The sequence below is a fragment of the Streptomyces sp. NBC_01390 genome (assembly GCF_045040105.1).
Taxonomy (GTDB): Bacteria; Actinomycetota; Actinomycetes; order Streptomycetales; family Streptomycetaceae; genus Streptomyces.
In genome coordinates this window covers 10,199,101-10,221,530 of record NZ_CP109551.1, presented here as the reverse complement: position 1 = coordinate 10,221,530, position 22,430 = coordinate 10,199,101, and the positions used below count along the sequence as shown (strand labels likewise).

Sequence of the window (22,430 nt, the reverse complement as noted above, 5' to 3'; positions counted from 1 at the left end):
CGCCTGTGGAAAACTCATTGGCCTGCTCACCCATGTCGTATCGTCGAAGCGCGCCCGTCGACGAGCAGCGTCCGCGGGGCGGTGTGGGAGGGGAGCCCCCGTGACGCAGCAGGTCCCGTCGACCGAGCCCGAGCTGGGCGGCGTACGCAACTTCCGTGACGTGGGCGGGCTCCCGACGGTGGACGGCCGGCGTGTGGCGCCCGGACGGCTGTTCCGCAGCGGTCATCTCGCGCACGCGACCGACGAGGACGCGGCGTTTCTCGGTTCTCTCGGGCTGCACACGATCTTCGACTTCCGCAACGCGGCGGACATCAAGCTGGAGGGGCCGGACGTCGAGCTACCGGGCGTGCGCAATGTGAACATCCCGCTGTCCGACCCGGCGCACGGCGCGGAGTTCTGGAAGATGGTCCGGGAGGGCGATCTGGACGAACTGCGCAGCCTGCTGGCCGACGGCAAGGGTGAGCAGCGGATGATCAACTCCTACCGCGAGATCGTCAGGGACCGCACGGCCGAGCACTCCCGGATGCTTCACGCGCTGGCCGAGGACAGCGTCCCGGCCCTGATGCACTGCGCGGCCGGCAAGGACCGCGCGGGCCTGTCCATCGCGGTGACGCTGCTCGCCGTCGGCGTGGAGCGCGAGGCCATCGTGGCCGACTACATGGAGTCGAACGCGGCGCACCGCCGGTACAAGGTGCGCCGGAGCGGCTCCGAGGCCAAGGCCTACAGCCCCGAGGTCCTGGAACTCCTCAACCCGCTCTTCGGCACCCGCCCCGAGTATCTGACGGCGGCCATGGAGATGGTCGAGGAGACCTGGGGAAGCGTCGACGGCTATCTGGAGCAGGGTCTCGGCCTCACCCCTGAGGTGCGGGAACGGCTGCGGGAGCGGTTCCTCGACTGAGGCCGAACCCGCCGTCCGTGGCCGCTACTGCTTCGCGCCCACCTCGAACAGCAGGTAGATGAAGCCGGCGAAGAGGTGCCCGACCGCGATGTAGATGATCAGCCGGACCCACAGGGCCCGGGGGAACTTCTCCTCCATGTCCGTCATGGCGTCACTCCGGTGGTAGGGCCGATGCAGAGGCCGGCGGTGGGGCTCTGCAGCAGGGTGTGGACGAAGAGCAGGTCGGTGCCGTCCCGGCCGTCGGCGGCGAGGCGGTGCGGGGTCAGCGAGTCGAAGTGCGCGCTGTCGCCGGCTGCGAGGACGTGCGTGGTGTCCCCGAGGCTCAGCCGCAGCCGCCCCGTGAGGACGTACAGCCACTCCTCACCGGGGTGGACGCGCACGATGTCGCCCTGCGCCCCGTGCGGCACATGGACGCGCAGGGCCTGCATTCCGCGTCCGGACGCACCGGCCTGCCAGTAGGACCAGCCGCCCGCGGCCGTGGGCTCCATGTCCGCGGCACGCACAATGGCGTCCCGGTCGGCGACGGTCTCGCCGAGGAGTTCGGAAACCGTCGTGCCGTAGATACGGGCGAGCCCCAGCAGCATCGGCAGGGAGGGCTGACGCTGCCCGGTCTCCAGGCGGGAGAGATGGGCCGGCGACAGCCCGGCTGCCCTGGCCGCGGCCTCCAGGGTGAGGGAGGCCCGGCGGCGCAGCACACGCAGTTGCGGTGCGAGAATGGGTAGGTCCTCGACCGACCCGGTGTCAGCCCCGGGCGTCCGCAGGGGTTCGGCGGGAAAGCTCATGCCCTCCATTCAGCCGCACCCTTGCCTCTGGGGCAAATTTATTGCCCCAGAGGCAAAAACGAGGCCTACCTGTTGGCCACCGCCTGCTTGACCAGCGTCTTCCCGAAGTCCCACATCAGCCCGCTCCCGCTGTGCGCGTCGTCCATCACGGCGGTGAAGGCGTCCACGAACCGGTCCACCTCCCTCTCGCCGACGACCAGCGGCGGAATCAGCTTGATCACCTCCAGGTGATCGCCGGAGACCTGGGTCAGGATCCGGTGCCGTTGCAGCAGCGGTACGACGACCATCTGCGCGAACAGCCCCTTGCGCGCGGCCTGCAGCATCGTCCAGCGGCTGCGCAGCTTCAGCGACTTGGGCTTCCCGAACTCGATGCCGATCATCAGGCCCCGGCCACGTACGTCGGCCAGCAGCTCGTACTTGTCGACGAGCGCCGCCAGCCGGGACCTCAGCTGGTCCCCCGTGGCCCGGGCGCCCGCCACGATCTGCTCGTTCTCCATGACCGACAGCACGGCGAGGCCCGCCGCCATGGCCTGGGCGTTGCCGCCGAAGCTGGCCGAGTGCACGAGGACGCGGTCGATCGACGAGTAGACCTTCTTGAAGATCCACTCCTTGCCGATCGTGGCGCCCACGGGCACGTATCCGCCGGACAGCGCCTTCGCCACGCACACCAGGTCGGGCTCGACCCCGTCCTCGTGCTGGTAGGCGTAGAAGTCGCCGGTCCGCCCGAGACCGGTCTGCACCTCGTCCGCGATGAGCAGTGCCTTGTGCCTGTGCAGCAACTCCTGGGCGGCGCGCAGATATCCGGGGGGTGTCTCGTGCACGCCCTTGCCCTGGATCGGCTCGACGATCAGGGCGGCCACGTCGCCCTTCTTCAACTCCCTTGCCAGGGCGTCGAGATCACCGAGGGGGACGGCGGTGTCGGGCAGCAGCGGGGCGAAGCCGTCCCGGAAACCGTCCTCGCCGTTGACCGACAGCGACCCGGTGGTCAGGCCGTGGAAGGCGTGCGTGCAGTACAGGACGCGCGGCTTCCCGGTGGCGTACCGGGCGAACTTGAGCGCGGTCTCCACCGCCTCGGTGCCGCTGTTGCCGAAGAACACCCGGTCCAGGTGCGGACTGTGGGTGAGGAGCCGCTCCGCGAGCAGCCCGGGCAGCGGCGGGCAGTCGAAGCGGGTGAGGTCGGCGAGCCGGGCGTCGAGGACGTCGTGCAGCGCCTTGCGGACGACGGGGTGATGGCGGCCGAGGCCCATCACCCCGAACCCGGCCAGCATGTCGAGGTAGTCGTTGCCGTCCGCGTCCCAGAAGTACGCGCCCTCGGCCCGCTCGTAGACCTTGTCGAAGCCGATGGTGTGCAGCATGCGCGGGAGCTGGTGGTTGAGATGCCTGGCGTGCAGCTCGTAGCGTTCGGCGCCGCGCTCGGCGAGCAGGGCGCCGAGATCGAACTCCCCCGCCGGGGAACCGGGTTCAGCGGTTGTCATTCCTGTTTCTCCTTGGACGTCCCCTTGTGCTTACGCTGGGACAGCTCTTCCTTGGCGGCCAGCCCGGCGCCGATGCGTCCGGCGATCTCGACGGGTGTGAGACCGATGTCGGCGAGCAGCTCGCCGCGCTTGCCGTGCGCGAGGAACTGCTCCGGTATGCCGAACCGCCGTACGGGCACGTCGACTTCGGCGTCTCCCAGTGCCAGCGCCACGGCGGCCCCGACCCCGGACGCACGGCTGTTGTCCTCGACGACGGCCACCATGCGGTGCTCGGCGGCCAGGCCCGGCAGCGCGGGGTCGACGGGCTTGACCCAACGCGGGTCCACGACCGTGCAGTTGATGCCACGCGCGGCCAGAAGGTCGGCGGCCTGCAAGCACACCGGAGCCATCACGCCGACGGCCACCAACAGCACGTCGGCTGCCTCCTCCGACCGGTGCAGCACATGCATCCCGCCCACATGGCCGACCGCCTCGATCGCCGGCCCCACCGACTCCTTGGGGAACCGGATCAGCGTGGGCGCGTCGTCGACGGCCACCGCCTCCCGCAGCTGGGCGCGGAGCTGGTCGGCGTCGCGCGGTGCGGCGATTCTCAGGCCGGGCACGACCTGAAGGATGGACATGTCCCACATACCGTTGTGCGACGCCCCGTCGACTCCCGTGACTCCGGCGCGGTCCAGCACGAACGTCACCCCGCACCGGTGCAGTGCGACGTCCATCAGCAGTTGGTCGAAGGCGCGGTTGAGGAAGGTGGCGTAGACGGCGACGACGGGATGCAGACCTCCGGTGGCGAGGCCCGCCGCCGACACCGCCGCGTGCTGCTCGGCGATCCCGACGTCCCACACCCGGTCGGGGAACCGCTCCGCGAACCTGCCAAGGCCCACGGGATGCAGCATGGCCGCCGTGATGGCGACGACGTCGTCCCGTTCCTCCCCGATCCGGACGATCTCGTCGCCGAACACCGAGGTCCAGGAAGGGCCGTTGGAAGGGGCGAGCGGTTCGCAGGTGAGCGGGTCCATCACCCCGACGGTGTGGAAGTGGTCCTCCTCGTGCGAGCGCGCGGGTTCGTAGCCGCGCCCCTTCTCCGTGAGGCAGTGGACGAGCACGGGCCCGTGGAACCGCTTCGCGCGCCGCAGCGCGGACTCCACCGCCCCGATGTCGTGCCCGTCGATGGGACCGACGTACTTCAGGCCGAGGTCCTCGAACATGCCCTGCGGATTGAAGGCGTCCTTGAATCCCTTCTTCGCGCCGTGCAGCGACTCGTAGAGGGTGTTGCCGATGACAGGTGTACGCAGCAGTACGCCCTTGCCCCAGGCCAGCACCTGCTCGTAGCTGTCCGTCGTGCGCAGGGTCGCAAGGTGGTTGGCGAGACCGCCGATGGTGGGCGAGTAGGAGCGTTCGTTGTCGTTGACGACGATGATCAGGGGCCGGTCCTTGGCCGCCGCGATGTTGTTGAGCGCCTCCCAGGCCATCCCGCCGGTGAGCGCGCCGTCACCGATGACCGCGACGACATGCCCCTTCTCGCCCTGTACCTGGCGGGCCTTGGCGAGCCCGTCGGCCCAGCCGAGCGCGGTGGACGCGTGGCTGTTCTCGATGACGTCGTGCTCGGACTCCGCACGCGAGGGATAGCCGGACAGGCCGCCCTTGCCGCGCAGCTTCGAGAAGTCCTGACGCCCTGTCAGAAGTTTGTGGACGTAGCTCTGATGCCCGGTGTCCCACAGGATGCGGTCGACCGGTGACTCGAAGACCCGGTGGAGCGCGACGGTCAGTTCCACCACTCCCAGGTTGGGCCCGAGATGGCCGCCCGTCCTGGCCACCGCGTGCACCAGGAACTCCCGTATCTCGTCGGACAGTTCACCGAGTTCCGTCTCGGACAGCGCCTTCAGGTCGCGTGGTCCCCGGATGTTCTCCAGAATCGTCACGCTCGGGCCCCCTTCTCTTCCGTACGCTTCAGGCCGTGCTGTTCAGCTCACGGTGACCGCCGGTTCGCCCGACGCGACGCCGTCCTGCTCCATCTGTTCGGCGATCTTCATCGCCTCCTCGATCAGGGTCTCCACGATCTTCGACTCGGGGACGGTCTTGATGACCTCGCCCTTCACGAAGATCTGGCCCTTGCCGTTGCCGGAGGCGACGCCGAGGTCGGCCTCGCGGGCCTCGCCGGGGCCGTTCACCACGCAGCCCATGACCGCGACACGCAGGGGCACCTCCATGCCCTCAAGGCCTGCCGTGACCTGGTCGGCGAGCTTGTAGACGTCGACCTGGGCCCGCCCACAGGACGGACAGGACACGATCTCCAGCCGCCGTTGCCGCAGGTTCAGCGATTCCAGGATCTGGATGCCGACCTTGACCTCCTCGACCGGCGGCGCCGACAGCGAGACCCGGATGGTGTCCCCGATGCCCTCGCTCAGCAACGCCCCGAAGGCGACAGCGGACTTGATGGTCCCCTGGAAAGCCGGACCGGCCTCGGTGACGCCCAGGTGGAGCGGGTAGTCGCACCGTTCGGCGAGCAGCCGGTAGGCGTTGACCATGATCACCGGGTCGTTGTGCTTGACCGAGATCTTGATGTCCCGGAAGCCGTGCTCCTCGAAGAGCGACGCCTCCCACAGCGCCGACTCCACGAGCGCCTCCGGTGTCGCCTTCCCGTACTTCTGGAGGAGTCGGCGGTCCAGCGAACCGGCGTTGACGCCGATCCGGATCGGCGTGCCGTGATCGTTGGCCGCCCGGGCGATCTCCCTCACCTTGTCGTCGAACTGCTTGATGTTGCCGGGATTGACGCGAACGGCCGCGCAGCCGGCCTCGATCGCGGCGAACACGTACTTCGGCTGGAAGTGGATGTCGGCGATCACCGGGATCTGCGACTTGCGCGCGATGGTCGCCAGCGCGTCCGCGTCGTCCTGCGTGGGGCACGCCACCCGCACGATCTGGCAGCCGGACGCGGTGAGTTCGGCGATCTGCTGGAGCGTGGCGCCGATGTCCGACGTACGTGTCGTCGTCATCGACTGCACCGACACCGGGGCCCCGCCCCCGACCACCACCGGCCCGACCTCGATCCGCCGGGAGACCCGGCGATCGGCGATCGGACGGACCGGTACCTCGGGAACGCCCAAGGAGACGGCGGTCACGACGTCACTCCCTGTTTCCGGCGACGGTCTCACGCATGGCGCGCAGGGACTCCTTGAGGGACCCCATGGTGGCCATGACGGCCGTCGGCTCGTAGCCGCAGTGCGCCATGCAGTTGGCGCACCGGTCGTCCTTGCCGCGGCCGTAGGAGTCCCAGTCGGTCTTCTCGATGAGGTCCTTGTACGTCGTCACGTACCCGTCGCTCATCAGGTAGCAGGGCTTCTGCCAGCCGAACAGCGAGTAGTTCGGGATCGCCCACGCCGTGCACGGGAAGTCGACCTTGCCCTCCAGGAAGTCCAGGAAGAGCGGGGAGTGGTTGAGCCGCCAGCGTCGACGGTTGCCGCCCCCGAAAGCCTTCTTGAACAGCTCGCGGGTCTGCTCGACGCCGAGGAAGTGCTCCTGGTCGGGTGCCTTCTCGTAGGCGTAGGCAGGCGAGATCATCATCTCGTCGACCTGGAGGTCGTCGTTGAGGAAGTTGAGCACCTCGATGATGGTCTGCGGGGTGTCGGTGTTGAAGAAGGTCGAGTTGGTGGTGACGCGGAAACCGCGCTTCTTGGCCTCCTTGATGGCGGCCACCGCCTCGTCGAACACCCCCTCCTTCGCCACGGACTCGTCGTGCCGCTCGCGCAGGCCGTCGATGTGGACGGCGAACGCGAAGTACGGCGAGGGGGTGAACTTGTCCATCTTCTTGCGCAGCAGCATGGCGTTGGTGCAGAGGAAGACGTACTTCTTCTTCGCCACCAACTGCCGCACGATCTCGTCGATATGAGGGTGCATCAGGGGTTCGCCGCCCGCGATGGACACCATCGGGGCCCCGGATTCGAGCACCGCCCCGACGGCCTGGGCGACCGGCATGCGCTGCTTGAGCACACCGGCCGGGTGCTGGATCTTGCCGCAGCCCTCGCACTTGAGGTTGCAGGCGTAGAGCGGTTCGAGTTCGACGATCAGCGGGAACTTGTCCCGCTTGCGGATCTTCTGTTCAGCCAAATACGTAGCGATCTTGATGGTCTGGCGGAGCGGCATGGCCATCTGACTCACCTCCTGGGGAGCAGCAAGGAACGGTGCCATTCGACAAAAGCGGGAAGGATCGAACGAAGGACGCGGAAGGCCGATATTCCACCGCGAAGTGTGCCGATCCGGACGAGTTCATGTTCTGGAGCGTCCACGACCACCCGTACGGCCGCAACGGGGCGCACGCCTGTGCGTACGGCGCTGTGGAGCGTGGCCGCCGACTCCATGTCGACCGCGATTGCGCCGGTCGCGAGCAGCTGCGACCGTTCGTGACCACGCACGACGTGATCGGAGCCGGTGAGCGGGCCGGTGTGCACCGTCCGCCCGGGTACGGCGCGCACCAGTTCCTTGACGAGCAGTTCGGTGCCGACACAGGGCGTGACGCCGCCCGGGCCCCGGGTCTCCTCGGCGACCACCAGGTCACCGGGGTGCATACCGGGGGCCAGCCCCGCGCAGAATCCGGTGGCCAGCACGGCGGCGTCGCGCAGCGCCGGGCCGGCGAGGGCCCGGGTGACGGCCTCCGAGGCCGCCTCGGGACCCATTCCCGTGCGCAGCACGGTCACGGCCGCGTCGCCGCGCCCGCCCCGGCGCAGGGCGAGCCGTTCGATGCCGAGCGCGCAGGCGATCAGCAGCGGGGCCGGCTCGGGCTGAGCGTCCATCAGTCCCCCTTGACGTCTGCGAAGGGCTCTCCGTTGACGTACCGGCCGAGGGCGGTGAGCGGGAAGACCAGGCGGTAGAGGTGGTAGTTGATGGAGAAGTCCCAGGGGAAGCCGGTGCCGGTGAAGTACGGCTCGTCCCAGGAGCCGTCCGGCAGCTGGGTCGCGGCCAGCCACTCGACACCTCGCTCGACGGCCTTCGAGTCGTGCTCCCCCGCTGCCAGCAGGGCGAGCAGGGCCCAGGCCGTCTGGGACGGGGTCGAGGCGCCCCGACCGCTCCAGCCCGCACTGTCCTGGTAGGAGCGCAGATCCTCGCCCCAGCCGCCGTCGTCGTTCTGGACCTTCTCCAGCCAGCCCACCGCGCGCCGGATCGCCGGGTGCGCGGCGGGCAGGCCGGCGGCGGTCAGCGCGGGCACCACCGAGCCGGTGCCGTAGACGTAGTTGACGCCCCAGCGGCCGAACCACGCGCCGCCCGGCTCCTGTTCGGCGAGCAGCCACTCGATGCCGCGCCGGGTGCGCGGATCGTGGGACATGCCCTCGACGGCGAGCATCTCCACGACATGCGCGGTGACGTCGGCGGACGGCGGGTCGATGACCTCCCCGAAGTCGCAGAACGGCAGCTTGTTGGGGAGCGTGCTGGTGTTGTCGACGTCGAAGGCGCCCCACGCGCCGTTCTTCGACTGCATTCCGAGGTTCCAGCGCACCCCGCGACCGATGGCCTTCTCGACCCGCTCCGGATCGTGGTGCCGGACGCGGCGCAGGGCCAGGACGACCTCGGCGGTGTCGTCGATGTCGGGGTAGTTGTCGTTGTGGAACTCGAACGCCCAGCCGCCCGGGGGCAGTTCGGGCCGGCGTACGGACCAGTCGCCGGGCCGGACCACCTGCTCGCCGAGCATCCAGTCGGCCGCCTTGACGAGTTGGGGGTGGTCGGCGGGCAGGCCCGCGTCGGCGAGGGCGATGACGGCGAGGCAGGTGTCCCACACCGGCGACTGGCAGGCCTCGATCATCCGGGCGCCGTCCTCACGCCACACCGTGAAGCGGTCCAGGGACTCCAACCCCGCCCGCATGACCGGGTGTTCGAGGTCGTAGCCGAGCAGGTGAAGGGCGATCACCGAGTAGACGGCGGGCGGCTGGATGCCTCCCCAGCACCCGTCGTTCTCCTGGCGCTCGATGATCCAGCGGGCGGCGGCGTTCATGGCCGCCTTGCGCAGCCGGCGCACCGCGACCTTGCGGTAGCCGTGCAGGACCCTGTCGAGACGCTGGAACGCGCCGTCCCAACTGGCCAGCGGCGCAAAGGACTTGCCGGGGTTCGGCAGGTCGGGGTCGGTGTGCAGCTCGTCGAGCGGGAACGGCGCCGGGCGGACCGGCCGCTTCGCGCTGACGATGGTGAGCGGCACGATGGTCTGCCGGGCCCAGCAGCCGAAGTCGTAGATGTTGAGCGGCATCCACTTCGGGAAGTAGATGAGTTCCGGCGGGAGTTCGGGGAGGTCGTCCCACTTCCACCAGCCGAACAGGGCCAGCCAGATCCGGGTGAAGACCCGAGCGGCGGCGATGCCACCCCGGTCACGGATCCAGGCGGACGCCCTCGCCATGTGCGGCGCCTCGGGTGCGTCCCCGGCCAGCCGCAGGGCGACGTACGCCTCGACGGTGGCGGAGAGGTCGGCGGGTCCCCCGTGGAAGGTGGCCCAGGTGCCGTCGTCGCTCTGCTCGCCGCGGATGAACAACGCGGCCGCCCGGGTGGTCTGTTCGTCGCGGATGCCCAGGAACTGACGGAGCAGCAGATCCTCCGCGTCCATCGTCACGTTGGTCTGGAGGTCGCCCTTCCACCAGCCCTGGGCGTCCTGCCGCGCGAGCAGGGAATCCGTGGCGCGCCTCATGGCACGCTCGGCGGCATCCTGAACCCCTGCCGCCACTGGGGTGTTGGTGTCGGTGTCGCTGGCCGAGGCAGCGCGAGGCGGCAGTGCCCCGGTGCTTCCGTCGGTCGTCGCTGTCATGGCTTCCCCTTCGTGCAGTGAGTGTCAATGTCTCTGCTGATTGGGTCCGCCGTCGGCCGGTGCGCCACTGAACGCGACGCCGGCCGGCGACTACGCGAGGCTTATTCGACCGATAGTGATCATCTCTTTCGTACGACGACGAAGTCGGCGAGCGCCGTGAACTGCGCGCGCACCCGGTCGGGCATGTCGATGGCGCTCAGTGCGTCGACGGCGATGGTGTGCTGCCGGCGCGCCTCCCCGGCGGTCCATTCCCGGCCGCCCGCCTGCTCGATCAGGGCGGCGCGAGCGGCGAACTCCTCCTCGGAGAAGTTCTCGAAGTCGCTGCTCTTCGCGTCGGCGGCGAGCAGTTCACCGAGCCGCTCGGCGGCCGGGCCGCTCGCCGCGAGAGCGGCGACCACGGGCAGGGACTTCTTGCGCTGACGCAGATCGCTCCACGTCTGCTTGCCGGTGGCCTCCGGGTCGCCCCAGATGCCGAGGAGGTCGTCGACGGCCTGGAAGGCCAGGCCGAGGTGGTAGCCGTACTTCTCGAGGGTGTCGGCGGTGCGGTCGTCCGCGCCGCCGAGGACCGCGCCGATGGAGCTGGCGCAGGCGAGCAGGGCGCCGGTCTTGTTGCCCTCCATCTCCAGGCACTCCTCGACGCTCACGCGGTCGCGGTGCTCGTAGGAGATGTCCTGCGCCTGGCCGTCGATGAGGGCCCGGGTCGCGGTGGTCAGCCGGCGGGTGGCGCGGCCGGCCTCGACGGTGCCCAGTTCCAGGAGGATCTCGTTGGCCAGCGCGAACAGGGCGTCGCCGACCAGGATGGCCTGGGCGGGACCGTGCACCTTCCAGACGGTGTCGCGGTGGCGGCGCTGTTCGTCGCCGTCCATCAGGTCGTCGTGCAGCAGCGAGAAGTTGTGCACGAGTTCGACGGCGACCGCGCCGGGGATGCCGACCTCGGGTGCGGCGCCGGTGACCTCGGCGGACAGCACGGCGAGCGCGGGACGTACTGCCTTGCCGCCGTCGCCCTCCGCAGGCCTGCCCTGGGCGTCGATCCAGCCGAAGTGGTAGGCGGAGACGGTGTCCATGGGTGCCGCGAGACGGTTGATCGCCGCCCGCAGTACCGGGGTGGCCAGGGTCCGGCCGCGCTCCAGAAGCACGGTCACATCCACGGCGTCGGCGGCTTTCGGGGCCGGGGGCACAGTGGGCACAGTCTCTCCTCTTGTTGCGGTGCTGGGGGTGCGGGGACCTGCCGTGTGCCGATGGTCGAGCATCAGGCCGCCTCCTCGACATCGAAGAGATGGTGGCGGGGCCGGCCCAGGGCACTCAGCGCGGCACCTGCCGCACCGACTCCGCTGCGGACCGCACTCTCCATGGTCGCGGGCCACCCGGTGGCGGTCCACGAGCCGGCCAGGTACAGGCCGGGGGCGTTGGTGCGGGCGCCCGGCCGCAGCCGACCGACGCCGGGGGTGGGGGCGAACGTCGCTGTCCGCTCCCGGGTGACGAAGAAGTCCCGTACGGCGGCGCCCCGCGCGCGGGGCAACAGCCGCTCCAGCTCCGGCAGATACCGCTCGCGCAGCGCCGCCACGGGCTCGTCGATCTCGTCGTGCGCGGCCGACTGCGACAGCGCCAGATACTGGCCGTCGCCATCGAGTCCGGACGCCTCGGTCCGGTCGAAGACCCACTGCACCGGACTGCCGAGCGCCGCGACGAACGGCGTGTTCAGCACCTTCCGGTCGTACACCACATGCACGTTGAGGATGGGCGCGGTGCCGATCTCCAGCAGCCGTTCGGGGGCGTCCAGCGCACCCTCCGGCAGCAGTTCGTGGGCCTCGCGCTGGGCCACGGCGAGGACGACGGCGTCCACGTCGAGGGTCTCGCCGGGAACCGATACGGTCCAGCGGCCGTTCTCGTTGTGTCGGACGGAGGTGACGCGTGTACGGACTTCGGTACGCACGCCCGCGGAGTCGAGCGCCTTGCGGGCCAGAGTGTCGTGCAGTTCGCCCAGCGGGACACGCGCCCAGCCGATGTCGGCCGCGCCCGGGTCGGACAGCAGACCGGTCTTGAACACCATCGCGGCGAGCCCCAGGGACGAGTCCCCGGCCACCGCGTTGAGGGTGGCGACCCCCACCAGGTCCCACAGTGCCTCGACGGCACGCGGCGACTGACCGTGCGCGGCCAGCCAGCTGCCGAAGTTCTGCGCGTCCAGCGCCGGGTCGGCGAGGTCCAGCGCCTTGAGCGCGAGCGCGGCGCGTCCCACTGAGGCGCGCTCTGCGAGCGAGAGATGCGGATAGGTGGCCAGGCTGCGCCCGAGATGCAGGGGTACGGGCAGCGCGTCGCGCCGGAGTCTGCCCAGGCGCCGGCCGGCCGGCCTCGCCACGTCGACGACAGGTACGTCGAGACGGGCCTGCACGGGTGCGAGCGCGGCGGCGTCGATGCGGTCGAGGAACCAGCGGTAGGCGGTGCAGCAGCGCAGGTACACGTGCTGCCCGTTGTCGACGGTCAGTCCGCCGCGCTGGAAGGAGAAGGCGAGGCCGCCGAGACGTGGCCGGCCTTCGAGCAGCGTGACACGGACACCGGCGTCGGCGAGCGAGAGTGCCGCGGTGATACCTGCCAGCCCACCGCCGACCACCACTGCGCTCTTCTCACCGCGGTGTCCCGGATGTTCCCCGGGCCGGGTGCTCCCGCTCATCGCGCACTCCCCCCTGCACACCCGTCGCGCCGGACGAACGCCGCGCGGCAGGCCGTTGAAGTCAGGGACGCCGTCCCCGACCGGAGGGTTGCGCGCCGGTTCGCCGCGGGCGCGTCACGTTGGACCGAATCGTCCATCAGGCCCGCCTCCTGACGGTCCGCCGGGAGACGTGCCGGGCGTCCAGGCCGGACAGACCGCGCACCGCGACGTACGCCTTCTCGCGTCCGGGCAGGGAGACCCGGCCGCGCAGCACGGCCTCCGGCTCGCGCTCGATGCGGTCGAGGAGCCGTCGGTAGATGCCGGCCATGGCGGCGACACAGGCGCCGCTGCGCCGGTCGAGCATGGGCAGCAGACGGTAGCCCTCGGCGAACAGGGTGCGGGCGCGCCGTACTTCGAAGTGGACGAGGCCCGCGAAGTCGGAGCCCTCCGGCGGGTTCGGACCGCTGAACCCGGCCGAGCAGCCGAACTTGGCGAGGTCGTCGGCGGGCAGATAGGTCCGCCCGCTGTCGGCGTCCTCGCGGATGTCCCGCAGGATGTTGGTGAGCTGGAGGGCGAGCCCCAGCGTGTCGGCGTACTCGAAGGCGCGTTCAGAGCCGCGCGCGCCCCGTTCCGTACCGAACACGCCCAGGGACAGCCGTCCGATGGCCCCGGCCACACAGCGGCAGTAGACCTTCAGGTCGTCCCAGGTCTCGTACGTCTCGCCGTGGACGTCCATCACGACGCCGTCGATGAGTTCGTCGAGGCCGCCGAGCGGGATCGGGAACTGTGTCCCCGCGTGGCTGAGGGCGACCGCGACCGGGTCGGTGTCGTCCTCGTCGACCGCGCCCTCACGCACCCGGGCGAGCAGGGCTCTGGTGTCCTCCAGCCGTGCCGCCTTGACCTCGGGGGCCAGCGGGCCGTCACCGATGTCGTCGACGCGGCGCGAGAACGCGTACAGGGCCGACATCGCGCGCCGCTTCGACGTCGGCAGCAGTCTGATGCCGTAGGCGAAGTTGCGGGCCTGCTGCCCGGTGATGGACTCGCAGTAGCTGTAGGCGGCGAGTACCGGTGCGGACACGTGTGGTTCCGACTCCACGCTCCGGATCACCCCTCTCCTCGCAGGGTTGTGCCCACCTCACGCAGCAGCTGGATCCTGCCGGGCTTGGGCGGGCCGGGAAGTACGTCGTATTCGGCGGCGGCGATCGCCTGGATCGCCGCCTTTCCCCCCGCCACGAAACCCGCGAGCAGCAGCTTCAGCCTGCCGTGGACGCTACCCACGAGGGGGGTGCCTTCATTCAGGAGGCGGCGCGCGCGTTCCGCTTCGTATGCGATCAGTGCGCGCACCGACGCGCCCGCGGTGGGGGCGGCGAGGTCCGTCTCCTGGACATCGAAGCGCTTCAGGTCCTGGGCGGGCAGATAGATCCGGTCGCGGCCGAGGTCCTCGGCGACGTCCTGGAGGTGCTCGACGATCTGGAGGGCGGTGCACACGGCGTCGGAGCGGCGGATCCGCTCGGGCGTCGCGGTGCCGGTGACGGCGAGGACGAGGCGGCCGACGGGATTGGCGGACAGCTCGCAGTAGGCGACGAGGTCGTCGTACGTCTTGTACCGCTTGACCAGCTGGTCCTGGCGGTTGGCGGCGATCAGGCCGAGGAAAGGTTCGGGGGTGAGCGAACGGCCTCGGACGGTCGGCTGCAGCCGGCGCAGCAGGGGGTGGCGCGGGGTGCCGTCGAAGACCCTGCGCAGGTCGGCCTCGAACGCGTCGAGGAGGACGAGCCGGTCGTCGGCCTCCGCGGGGGCGACGCCCAGCAGACGGGCGTCGGCGCCACCGGGGGCCAGATCGCCGTCGCCGATGTCGTCGACCAGGCGGGCGAAGCCGTAGACGGCCATGAGATCGGTGCGCCAGGCCTTGGGCAGGAAGAACGGTGCCACGGGGAAGTTCTCGTCCGCGGCCTTGTCGAGTGTGCCGCGCGCCGGATCGTCGGTCCGCGTGGGACCGGTTGCCGTCACTGTTCGCTGCCCGGGGCGGGGACGGCGCACGCTGTGGGGAGCTGGGGAGTTTCCGTAGCCATCGCCGTCACATCTCCCGTTCTACACTGCGGACCCAATGGGCACTATTTCGGACACGCCGCCCAGCCGTCCACGCGGCGGTCCTATGCCGGGTGTCGCGTGTTATCGCCCCACTTGCCGCGATTCAGCACTGGTACAGCTTACGTTGTACAACGCGCCATGGTCCGTCGGGGTGTCCCGCGCATCACAAGAACGCACCGATTGGCGTCAAGATTCCTAGGACGCCTCGGAGTTGACGTTTCCTTTGCAGACGCGGGGCCCCGCCGGAACAGTTCCGGCGGGGCCCCGATTCGCCCGGTTGATCACCGGTTCACCGCCCGGCTACTTGCCGGTGAACTTCTCGTACTCCTTGAGGACCTCGTCCGTCGGCCCGTCCATGCGCAGTTCGCCGCGTTCCAGCCACAGGACGCGGTCGCAGGTGTCGCGGATGGACTTGTTGTTGTGACTGACGAGGAACACCGTGCCGGCGTGCTTGCGCAGCTCGCGGATCCGGTCCTCGGAACGCTTCTGGAAGGACCGGTCGCCGGTGGCCAGGGCCTCGTCGATCATCAGTACGTCATGGTCCTTGGCGGCGGCGATGGAGAACCGCAGCCGCGCCGCCATACCCGAGGAGTAGGTGCGCATCGGCAGGGTGATGAAGTCGCCCTTCTCGTTGATGCCGGAGAAGTCGACGATCTGCTGGTAGCGCTCCTTGATCTCCTCGCGGGACATACCCATCGCGAGGCCACCCAATATGACGTTCCGTTCGCCCGTGAGGTCGTTCATCAGGGCGGCGTTGACGCCGAGGAGGGAGGGCTGCCCGTCCGTGTACACGTAGCCGCTCTCGGCGGGGAGCAGACCGGCGATGGCGCGCAGCAGGGTCGACTTGCCGGAGCCGTTGGAGCCGATCAGACCGACGGCCTCACCCCGGTAGGAGACGAACGAGACGCCCCGTACGGCGTGCACCTTGCGCACGCCCGGGGAGTCGCCGCGCTTGATGATGCGGCTGAGGGCGGAAGTGGCGCTGCCCTTGCCGGTCTTGGCGCCGTTGACGCGGTAGACGATGTGGAGTTCGTCCGCGATGACTGTGGGGATCTTGGCCCCGGGAATCGGGTCAGCCACGGCCGTACCTCTCCTCCGACTGCCAGAAGTACACGAATCCGCCGACGGCGAAGAGCGCGGCCCAGGCGCCGGCGACCGCCCAGACGTGCGGCGGCAGGTTCTCCGGGCCGTAGCCGTCGATGAGCGCGAAGCGCATCAGGTCCATGTAGATGGCGGCCGGGTTCCACTGCAGGGCGTCGGCGACCCACTGGGGTTTGTCGGCGAGCATGACCGGGATGGAGAACATCACGCCGGACGCGTACATCCACGTACGCATCACGAACGGCATCAGCTGGGCGAGGTCCGGGGTCGCCGAGCCCCACCGGGCCATGATCAGCGCGAGGCCGGTGTTGAACAGGAACTGGAGTGCCAGCGCCGGGACGATCAGCAGCCAGGACGCCTTGGGGTAGCTGCCGAAGCCGATCGAGACCACGAACAGCACGAGCATCGAGAAGAGCAGCTGCTGGAGCTGTTGCAGCGCGAAGGAGACCGGCAGGGCGGCGCGCGGGAAGTGCAGGGCGCGCACCAGACCGAGGTTCCCGGAGATCGCGCGGACGCCCGCCATCACCGAGCTCTGCGTGAAGGTGAACACGAAGACGCCCGTGACGAGGAAGGGGATGTACACCTCGCGGGGCATGCCTCGGTCGGCTTTGAGGATCACGCCGAAGATGAAGAAGTACACGGCCGCGTTCAGCAGCGGTGTGGCCACCTGCCACAGCTGGCCGAGTTTGGCCTGGCTGTACTGGGCGGTCAGTTTCGCCTGCGAGAAGGCCAGGATGAAGTGACGCCGTCCCCAGAGCTGGCGGACGTACTCGACGAGTCGGGGGCGGGCGCCGCTCACGGCGAGCCCGTACTTCGCGGCGAGTTCGGCCGCGGAGAGGCCGTCGTCGGGTGACGGTCGGTCGCTCACAGCGACACCGCCGTCATGCGTTGTCTCACTCACAAATGGAAACTTTCGTCTTCAATATGCGCAGCTGAACGGGACAGAGCGCGAGCCGGGTCCATGGTCCGACCGGCCCGCGGGGCTCTCATGGAGAGCTTGTCAGATCACTGGGGGGCGGCCCAGTCGGGTCAGCCGCCACACCGTACGCCACCGGATGGGCCGGCGGGGTCCGCACGGGGTGGTCAGCCCCTCCTTGAACCCGCCCCACCAGGCTCTGAGCGCCGGGCGGGAGGGTCGGCGGAGAAGTGTGAGGAGCAGCCAGTCCCCCAGGTAGACCGGAACCAGGGGGGCGGGGAGGTTGCGGCGGGCCAGCCAGACGCGGTTGCGGGCGACCATGCGGTGGTAGACCGCGTGCCGCGAGGGCGCGGTCGCCGGATGGTAGAGCAGCATGTCGGCCCGGTAGTCGATCATCCAGCCCGCGTCGAGGGCCCGCCAGGCGAGGTCGGTCTCCTCATGGGCGTAGAAGAACTCCTCGGGGAGGATGCCCACTTGGGCGAAGACCTTCGTGCGGACGGCGTTGGCGCCGCCGAGGAAGCTGGTGACGCGGGAGCTGCGCATCGGGTCCGTGGTGCCCGGGCGGGGCACGTGGCGGCGCTGGGTGAGGCCGGTGTCGGGGTCGGCGATGCGGAAGCTGATGATGCCCAGGCGGGGGTCGGCGGTGAAGGCCCGGCGGCACAGTTCGGCGGTGTCCTGGTGGCCGAGGAGGCCGTCGTCGTCCAGGAACATCAGGATGTCGACGTCTCGGCCGGCCGGGCCGAACGCCTCGATGCCGACGTTGCGTCCGCCGGGGATGCCGAGGTTCTCGGGCAGCTCGATGCTCCGTACGCCCTCGGGGAGGTCCGGGACGGGTGCGCCGTTGCCGACCACGACGACCTGGACCGGGTCGCCCTCCTGCTTGACGATCGAGTCGACGAGGGCGCGCAGTTCGTCGGGGCGGTTGCCCATGGTGATGATCACCGCGCCGACTCTCATCCCGGTACTCACCGCAACCTGCTCGACGCGAGGATGGACACGAGGTGCAGCACGGTCTGCAGGATCGCGATGCCGGCCAGGACCGCGATGCCCAGGCGGGTCCAGAACAGGTCGCCGCCGAAGGCGTCGAGGACCGCCACGAAGAGGATGAACAGGCTCGCCTCGATGCCGCCGATCAGCCGGTGGAACTTGAGCGCGGCGGCGGCCTTGCGGGCCAGGGCGAGCCCCTCGGAGCGCGGCACCGACAGCTCCTCCTTGGCGGCGGCCAGACCGCTGCGGGACCGGGCCACGTCCACCAGGTCGGTCTCCGCCTTGATCAGGATCGCGCCGAGCGCGGCCAGGGTGCCGAGGAACGCCCACAGCCACTCGGGGCTCCCCGAACCGTCCCACAGGTCGGCGCCGCGCAGCCCGAATCCGATCAGCAGGGCCGCCTCGGAGAGGTAGTGGCCGACGCGGTCGAGGTACACGCCGGTGATCGAGGTCTGGTTGCGCCAGCGGGCGAGTTCCCCGTCGACGCAGTCGAGGAGCAGGTACAGCTGCATCAGTACGGCGGCCAGGACCGCGCCGGTGAGGCCCGGCACCAGGAGTGCCGCGCCCGCCATGGCGCCCGCGACGACCATCAGGTACGTGAGCTGGTTGGGCGTGATCCTGGTGTCCACCAGGTAGCGGTCGACCCGCAGGGACACCTCGCGCATGTAGAGGCGTCCCGCCCAGTGCTCGCCGCTGCGCCGGTCCTTCACCCCTTCGGGGTGGACGACGGGGCGTAGTTCAGCTACCGATGGCCTTGACATAGTCCGCGTACGTGTCCTTGATCTGGTCGTTCGTGAGGTCGAGGTGTTCCAGGATCGTGTAGCGACCGGGTCTGGTCTGCGGGGCGTACTCGACGACCCGTACGAACTCGTCCGTGGTGAAGCCGATCTCCTCCGGCAGCACCGGCAGCCCGTGCCGGCGCAGCACCTCGGCCATGTACGCGGCCTCCTCGTGCGCGCCCCGCAGGTACATGGCGAAGGCGGCGCCGAGGCCGCACTGTTCGCCGTGGCTGGCGGCACGCTTGGGGTACAGCAGGTCGAAGGCGTGGTTGATCTCGTGACAGGCGCCGGAGGACGGGCGGGAGTCGCCCGACACCGACATGGCGATACCGGTGAGGACGAGGGCCTCGGCCAGTACCTGGAGGAACGCGTTGTCGCCGACCCCGCCGGGGTGGCGCAGGACGGCTTCTCCGGCCTGGCGGGCCATCGCGGCGGCGAGACCGTCGATCTTCTCGCCGTTGACCCGGCAGGCCAGCTCCCAGTCAGCGACCGCGGAGATGTTCGACATGGCGTCGCCGATGCCGGAGCGCACGAACCGTGCCGGGGCCTCGCGGATCACATCGAGGTCGATGACGACGGCGATCGGGTTGGGTACGCCGTACGAGCCGCGCCCCGCGTCGTTGTCGAGGGTGGCGACCGGGGAGCAGAGACCGTCGTGCGCGAGGTTGGTGGCGACCGCGACGAGGGGCAGCCCGACGCGGGCGGCGGCGAACTTGGCGCAGTCGATGATCCGGCCGCCGCCGAGGCCGACCACGGCGTCGTAGTGGCCGGACTTGATGGCGTCGGCCAGCCGGATCGCGTCGTCGATGGTTCCGCCGGCGACCTCGTACCAGGTGGCACCCGGCAGCGCCGGGGTGAGCCGGGCGCGCAGCTTGGCGCCGGAACCGGCGCTGACCGCGACGGCGATCTTCCCGGAGTGGGAGATCCGCTGGTCGAACAGCACGTCCGACAGGTGGTCCAGGGCCCCCCGGCGGATGTCGACGACGACCGGCGAGGGGATCAGCCTCGTCAGTACCGGCACGCGATCTCCCGTCCTCGGGCGAGATCGTCGTGGTTGTCTATCTCCACCCACGGGACCTCGCCGATGGGTGCCACGTCGATGCGGAAACCACGGTCGACCAGTTCCTGGTAACCGTGCTCGTAGAACTGCTGGGGGTCGGTCTCCCACACGGTCTTCAGGGCGTCGGCCAGGTCGGCCGCGGCGGCGCCCTCGATGAGGGTGACGCCGATGTACTCGCCGGTGGCCTCGGCCGGATCCATCAGCTTGGTGATCTTCCGCACGCCCAGCTCCGGGTCCACGATCACCTTCATCTCCTCGTCGGCGAGATCCTTCACCGTGTCGAGGGCCAGGATGATGCGCTTCCCGTCGCCGCGCGCGGCGAGCAGCGTCCGCTCGACGGAGACGGGGTGCACGGTGTCGCCGTTGGCGAGGATGACCCCGTCGGCGAGGACGTCCCGGCCGCACCAGAGGGAGTAGGCGTTGTTCCACTCCTCGGCGCGGTCGTTGTCGATGAGGGTGAGCTTCACCCCGTACTTCTTCTCCAGGTCCGTCTGCCGCTCGTACACGGCTTCCTTGCGGTAGCCGACGATGACCGCTGCCTCGGTGAGGCCGATCTCGGCGAAGTTGGCGAGGGTGAGGTCGAGGACGGTGGGGCCGTCCTCGTCGCCCGCGGGGCCGACCGGCACGAGAGCCTTGGGCAGGCTGTCGGTGTAGGGGCGCAGACGCCTTCCGGCGCCGGCCGCCAGCACGAGGCCGATCATGCGGGTACTCCTTCGTCGTGTACGGCGGGGGCGCCGCCCTTGTGGGCGGTCACCCAGTAGCCGATGCTCTCGACGAGCACCAGCAGGGCCACGGCCACGGCGAGGACCGTGAGCGCGACCACGAACTGCGAGGCGGTGAGCAGCGCGGCCAGTACGACGACCAGTAGTGTCCGGCCCTCGTGCCCTCCGCTCGCCCGTACCAGCCAGTGCGGGGGCGCTCCGGCGTTGCCACGGATGCGGTACACCGTGTCGTAGTGATGGTAGGCGACGGCGGCCACGAGGCCGAAAGCTGCGGGAAGTGCTCCGTTTACCTCCGCTTTGCCCGCGAGAAGGAGAACTGTGCCGTATTCGGCTGCCCGGAAGAGCGGGGGGACGAGCCAGTCGAGGCGGCCGGAGAGGGGTGCGGCGACCGCGCTGCCCGCGCAGAGCACGTACAGCACGGTGAGGACGGCGGGGATCGGGCTGCCGTAGGAGCACACCGATACGGCGAAGGTCAGCACCGCCGTGCCTTCCAGCGCGACGAGGAGGCGCGAACCGCCGGGATTGCGCCCGGGAATACGTGCCACGAGCTCGGCGAGGGGCCCGCTGTCCGCGAGGTCCGCCAGGGCCTGCGTCGCCCGTCCCGTCCGCTGGGCCCTTCGGGTGAGTGAGCGCAGGACGCGGCCCGCCGTGGTGTACGTGGCCGCGAAGGCGCAGCCGACGAGCAGCACGGTGAAGGTGGCCCGAGGGGTGGTGAGGGCCGTGAGGACGGCGATCAGGGCCCAGCGCTCGCCGATCGGCAGGACGATCATCCGTCGCACCCAGACCGTCCAGCCGACGCCGTCGAGACGGTCGGAGAGGGCGGCCGTCGGACTGGTGTTCGCCGTCGCGGCCGGGTCTCCGGCGTTCGCCTCGTTGAAGGCGAAGTCGACGACGTGCCGGCAGCTCTGGAGGACCATCGCACCGAGGGCCAGTGCCCATACGTCGTCGCCGCCGCGTGCCGCCCCGAGTGCGAGGCCCGCGTAGAAGGCGTACTCCTTGGCGCGGTCGAAGGTGGCGTCCAGCCAGGCGCCGAGCGTCGAGTACTGGAGGGAGTAGCGGGCGAGCTGGCCGTCCGTGCAGTCCAGGACGAAAGAGACCAGGAGGAGCACGCCTGCCACGACATAGCCGCCGCGGGTGCCGGTGGCCGCGGAGCCGGCCGCGATCAGCGCGGTGAGCAGCGAGGCGGTGGTGACCTGGTTCGGGGTGAGTCCGCGGCGGGCGCACCAGCGGGCCAGATAGCGGGAGTAGGGGCTGACGCAGAAGGTGGTGAAGAAGCCGTCCCGGGACTTCACGGCCGACTTCAGGCGTACGGCCTCGTCGTCGACGGCGGCGACAGCCTGCCGTGCCTCGTCGCGGGCCTCGGGGCCGGCGGGGACGGTGGCGGTCAGACTGCCCAGAGCGGGGCGGTGGACGCCGGGGCCGTCCGTGTCCAGAGCGAGGGCGATGCGGTCGGCGAGGCTGTCCACGGCGACGGCGGGGCCGGCCGTGCCGGGGTTCGCCGGGGCGTCGCCGCTCGTGGAGATCTCCCGGGCCAGTACGCGGGTCAGGGCGGTGCGGCCGGGGCCGGGCTGTGCCGTCAGGGCGCCCGGTACCGCGGCGAGCGGGAAGCGGGGGTCGGTGAGGCCGAGGCGCAGCGCGTGGAGGTGGCCGACGAAGCGGGCGTCCACGACGGCGACCCGTTCGTCACAGGGTGACTCGGCGAGGAGGGTCTCGGTGTCGGCGACGTCGGTCGCGCTCCGCACGTCGAAGCCGAGGGACCGCAGATCGCCCTCGATCGACGATCCGGGAACCGGCTGACCCGTGAGGATGGCGGTCGGCAACCGAACTCACTCCCTGGACACCGACGCGTGCACGCCGGTCCTGTACATGATGGTGGGGGAACCCTGACCCACGGTGGCCGGGCAGCATGTCGGCAGAGGCTATCGGATGGGGCCTCGCCCGTGCTCACCGGCTGTTCAAGGTCCGATTCCGGCGGACCGGCGGCCACCGGCGACCCGGTCGTCATGGGCGAGCCCACCCGCCGCGCACAAACCGTCGGCCCGGCGAGCGGCCAGGGTCTCCGCACCTCTTGACCAGGGTTTCGTTTCCGCAGGTCAGGGCACATGACAACGGTGTTCAGTGCCGCGTTGCCACATACCCCCCACCCGTAGTTCACTGATCCCGGGACGGGGCTCGGCACGAACACCAGGAGGCGGCT

21 protein-coding genes are annotated in these 22,430 nt (G+C 70.2%); 1 reads left to right on the top strand and 20 read right to left on the bottom strand.

Annotated features, from left to right (window positions below; genetic code table 11):
* Positions 1-100: 100 nt before the first annotated feature.
* Positions 101-898, top strand: a complete 798-nt coding sequence (locus OG241_RS45715; RefSeq protein ID WP_405824490.1) for a tyrosine-protein phosphatase — start codon at positions 101-103, stop codon at positions 896-898.
* A 24-nt stretch (positions 899-922) separates the two neighbouring features.
* Here OG241_RS45715 and OG241_RS45710 read toward each other — a convergent pair whose 3' ends face one another.
* The 20 genes from OG241_RS45710 to OG241_RS45615 form a co-directional block, all read right to left on the bottom strand.
* On the bottom strand, positions 923-1,045 hold the full coding sequence (locus OG241_RS45710; protein ID WP_006377565.1) for a DUF6126 family protein: 123 nt from the start codon (positions 1,043-1,045) through the stop codon (positions 923-925).
* Positions 1,042-1,680, bottom strand: a complete 639-nt coding sequence (locus tag OG241_RS45705) for a helix-turn-helix domain-containing protein (RefSeq protein ID WP_405824487.1) — start codon at positions 1,678-1,680, stop codon at positions 1,042-1,044. The genes OG241_RS45710 and OG241_RS45705 overlap by 4 nt, the downstream gene beginning before the upstream one ends.
* A 65-nt stretch (positions 1,681-1,745) precedes the next feature.
* Positions 1,746-3,155, bottom strand: coding sequence for an aspartate aminotransferase family protein (locus OG241_RS45700; RefSeq protein WP_405824485.1), 1,410 nt, complete (start codon positions 3,153-3,155; stop codon positions 1,746-1,748).
* Complete coding sequence (gene dxs / locus OG241_RS45695; protein WP_405824483.1) at positions 3,152-5,074, bottom strand: 1-deoxy-D-xylulose-5-phosphate synthase; 1,923 nt, start codon at positions 5,072-5,074, stop codon at positions 3,152-3,154. Before dxs ends, OG241_RS45700 begins: the two co-directional genes overlap by 4 nt.
* Before the next feature lie 42 nt (positions 5,075-5,116).
* Positions 5,117-6,274, bottom strand: a complete 1,158-nt coding sequence (ispG, locus tag OG241_RS45690) for a flavodoxin-dependent (E)-4-hydroxy-3-methylbut-2-enyl-diphosphate synthase (RefSeq protein ID WP_405824481.1) — start codon at positions 6,272-6,274, stop codon at positions 5,117-5,119.
* A 4-nt stretch (positions 6,275-6,278) separates the two neighbouring features.
* Positions 6,279-7,301 carry an adenosyl-hopene transferase HpnH gene (gene hpnH, locus OG241_RS45685; protein ID WP_405824479.1) on the bottom strand — a complete coding sequence of 341 codons (1,023 nt, stop codon included), beginning with the start codon at positions 7,299-7,301 and terminating at the stop codon, positions 6,279-6,281.
* Between the two features lie 5 nt (positions 7,302-7,306).
* On the bottom strand, positions 7,307-7,942 hold the full coding sequence (locus OG241_RS45680; protein WP_405824477.1) for a 1-hydroxy-2-methyl-2-butenyl 4-diphosphate reductase: 636 nt from the start codon (positions 7,940-7,942) through the stop codon (positions 7,307-7,309).
* On the bottom strand, positions 7,942-9,933 hold the full coding sequence (shc, locus tag OG241_RS45675) for a squalene--hopene cyclase (protein WP_405824475.1): 1,992 nt from the start codon (positions 9,931-9,933) through the stop codon (positions 7,942-7,944). The genes OG241_RS45680 and shc overlap by 1 nt, the downstream gene beginning before the upstream one ends.
* Positions 9,934-10,052: 119 nt before the next feature.
* Entirely contained in the window at positions 10,053-11,120 is a 1,068-nt protein-coding gene (locus OG241_RS45670; RefSeq protein ID WP_405824473.1) for a polyprenyl synthetase family protein, read from the bottom strand.
* 62 nt (positions 11,121-11,182) lie between these two features.
* Positions 11,183-12,601, bottom strand: coding sequence for a hydroxysqualene dehydroxylase HpnE (gene hpnE / locus OG241_RS45665; RefSeq protein WP_405824471.1), 1,419 nt, complete (start codon positions 12,599-12,601; stop codon positions 11,183-11,185).
* Complete coding sequence (locus tag OG241_RS45660; protein WP_405824469.1) at positions 12,598-12,738, bottom strand: DUF6380 family protein; 141 nt, start codon at positions 12,736-12,738, stop codon at positions 12,598-12,600. The genes hpnE and OG241_RS45660 overlap by 4 nt, the downstream gene beginning before the upstream one ends.
* Entirely contained in the window at positions 12,738-13,688 is a 951-nt protein-coding gene (gene hpnD / locus OG241_RS45655) for a presqualene diphosphate synthase HpnD (protein ID WP_405824467.1), read from the bottom strand. The genes OG241_RS45660 and hpnD overlap by 1 nt, the downstream gene beginning before the upstream one ends.
* Positions 13,685-14,587 (bottom strand): squalene synthase HpnC, encoded by a 903-nt coding sequence (gene hpnC, locus OG241_RS45650; protein WP_405824465.1) that lies wholly within the window; start codon positions 14,585-14,587, stop codon positions 13,685-13,687. Before hpnC ends, hpnD begins: the two co-directional genes overlap by 4 nt.
* A 381-nt stretch (positions 14,588-14,968) precedes the next feature.
* Positions 14,969-15,748 carry an ABC transporter ATP-binding protein gene (locus OG241_RS45645; protein ID WP_405824463.1) on the bottom strand — a complete coding sequence of 260 codons (780 nt, stop codon included), beginning with the start codon at positions 15,746-15,748 and terminating at the stop codon, positions 14,969-14,971.
* Complete coding sequence (locus OG241_RS45640; protein WP_405824461.1) at positions 15,741-16,670, bottom strand: ABC transporter permease; 930 nt, start codon at positions 16,668-16,670, stop codon at positions 15,741-15,743. The genes OG241_RS45645 and OG241_RS45640 overlap by 8 nt, the downstream gene beginning before the upstream one ends.
* A 99-nt stretch (positions 16,671-16,769) precedes the next feature.
* The gene (locus OG241_RS45635; RefSeq protein ID WP_405826796.1) at positions 16,770-17,642 is read right to left on the bottom strand and encodes a glycosyltransferase family 2 protein; all 873 of its coding nucleotides are present in this window, start codon (positions 17,640-17,642) and stop codon (positions 16,770-16,772) included.
* Positions 17,643-17,650: 8 nt separating this feature from the next.
* A complete protein-coding gene (locus OG241_RS45630) occupies positions 17,651-18,433 on the bottom strand; it encodes a CDP-alcohol phosphatidyltransferase family protein (RefSeq protein WP_405824459.1) in 783 nt (260 codons plus the stop codon).
* On the bottom strand, positions 18,411-19,472 hold the full coding sequence (locus tag OG241_RS45625) for an iron-containing alcohol dehydrogenase family protein (protein WP_405824457.1): 1,062 nt from the start codon (positions 19,470-19,472) through the stop codon (positions 18,411-18,413). Before OG241_RS45625 ends, OG241_RS45630 begins: the two co-directional genes overlap by 23 nt.
* Positions 19,460-20,212 (bottom strand): sugar phosphate nucleotidyltransferase, encoded by a 753-nt coding sequence (locus OG241_RS45620; protein ID WP_405824455.1) that lies wholly within the window; start codon positions 20,210-20,212, stop codon positions 19,460-19,462. The genes OG241_RS45625 and OG241_RS45620 overlap by 13 nt, the downstream gene beginning before the upstream one ends.
* Entirely contained in the window at positions 20,209-22,053 is a 1,845-nt protein-coding gene (locus tag OG241_RS45615) for a DUF5941 domain-containing protein (RefSeq protein ID WP_405824453.1), read from the bottom strand. Before OG241_RS45615 ends, OG241_RS45620 begins: the two co-directional genes overlap by 4 nt.
* Between the last annotated feature and the right edge of the window lie 377 nt (positions 22,054-22,430).

Excerpts from the sequence above, each read along its gene's own strand:
- hpnE (WP_405824471.1), bottom strand. The coding sequence starts at position 12,601 with ATGAGCGGGAGCACCCGGCCCGGGGAACATCCGGGACACCGCGGTGAG.
- OG241_RS45660 (WP_405824469.1), bottom strand. The coding sequence starts at position 12,738 with ATGGACGATTCGGTCCAACGTGACGCGCCCGCGGCGAACCGGCGCGCA.
- OG241_RS45705 (WP_405824487.1), bottom strand. The coding sequence starts at position 1,680 with ATGAGCTTTCCCGCCGAACCCCTGCGGACGCCCGGGGCTGACACCGGG.
- shc (WP_405824475.1), bottom strand. The coding sequence starts at position 9,933 with ATGACAGCGACGACCGACGGAAGCACCGGGGCACTGCCGCCTCGCGCT.
- OG241_RS45630 (WP_405824459.1), bottom strand. The coding sequence starts at position 18,433 with ATGTCAAGGCCATCGGTAGCTGAACTACGCCCCGTCGTCCACCCCGAA.
- OG241_RS45635 (WP_405826796.1), bottom strand. The coding sequence starts at position 17,642 with ATGAGAGTCGGCGCGGTGATCATCACCATGGGCAACCGCCCCGACGAA.
- OG241_RS45700 (WP_405824485.1), bottom strand. The coding sequence starts at position 3,155 with ATGACAACCGCTGAACCCGGTTCCCCGGCGGGGGAGTTCGATCTCGGC.
- hpnH (WP_405824479.1), bottom strand. The coding sequence starts at position 7,301 with ATGGCCATGCCGCTCCGCCAGACCATCAAGATCGCTACGTATTTGGCT.
- OG241_RS45680 (WP_405824477.1), bottom strand. The coding sequence starts at position 7,942 with ATGGACGCTCAGCCCGAGCCGGCCCCGCTGCTGATCGCCTGCGCGCTC.
- OG241_RS45710 (WP_006377565.1), bottom strand. The coding sequence starts at position 1,045 with ATGACGGACATGGAGGAGAAGTTCCCCCGGGCCCTGTGGGTCCGGCTG.
- OG241_RS45620 (WP_405824455.1), bottom strand. The coding sequence starts at position 20,212 with ATGATCGGCCTCGTGCTGGCGGCCGGCGCCGGAAGGCGTCTGCGCCCC.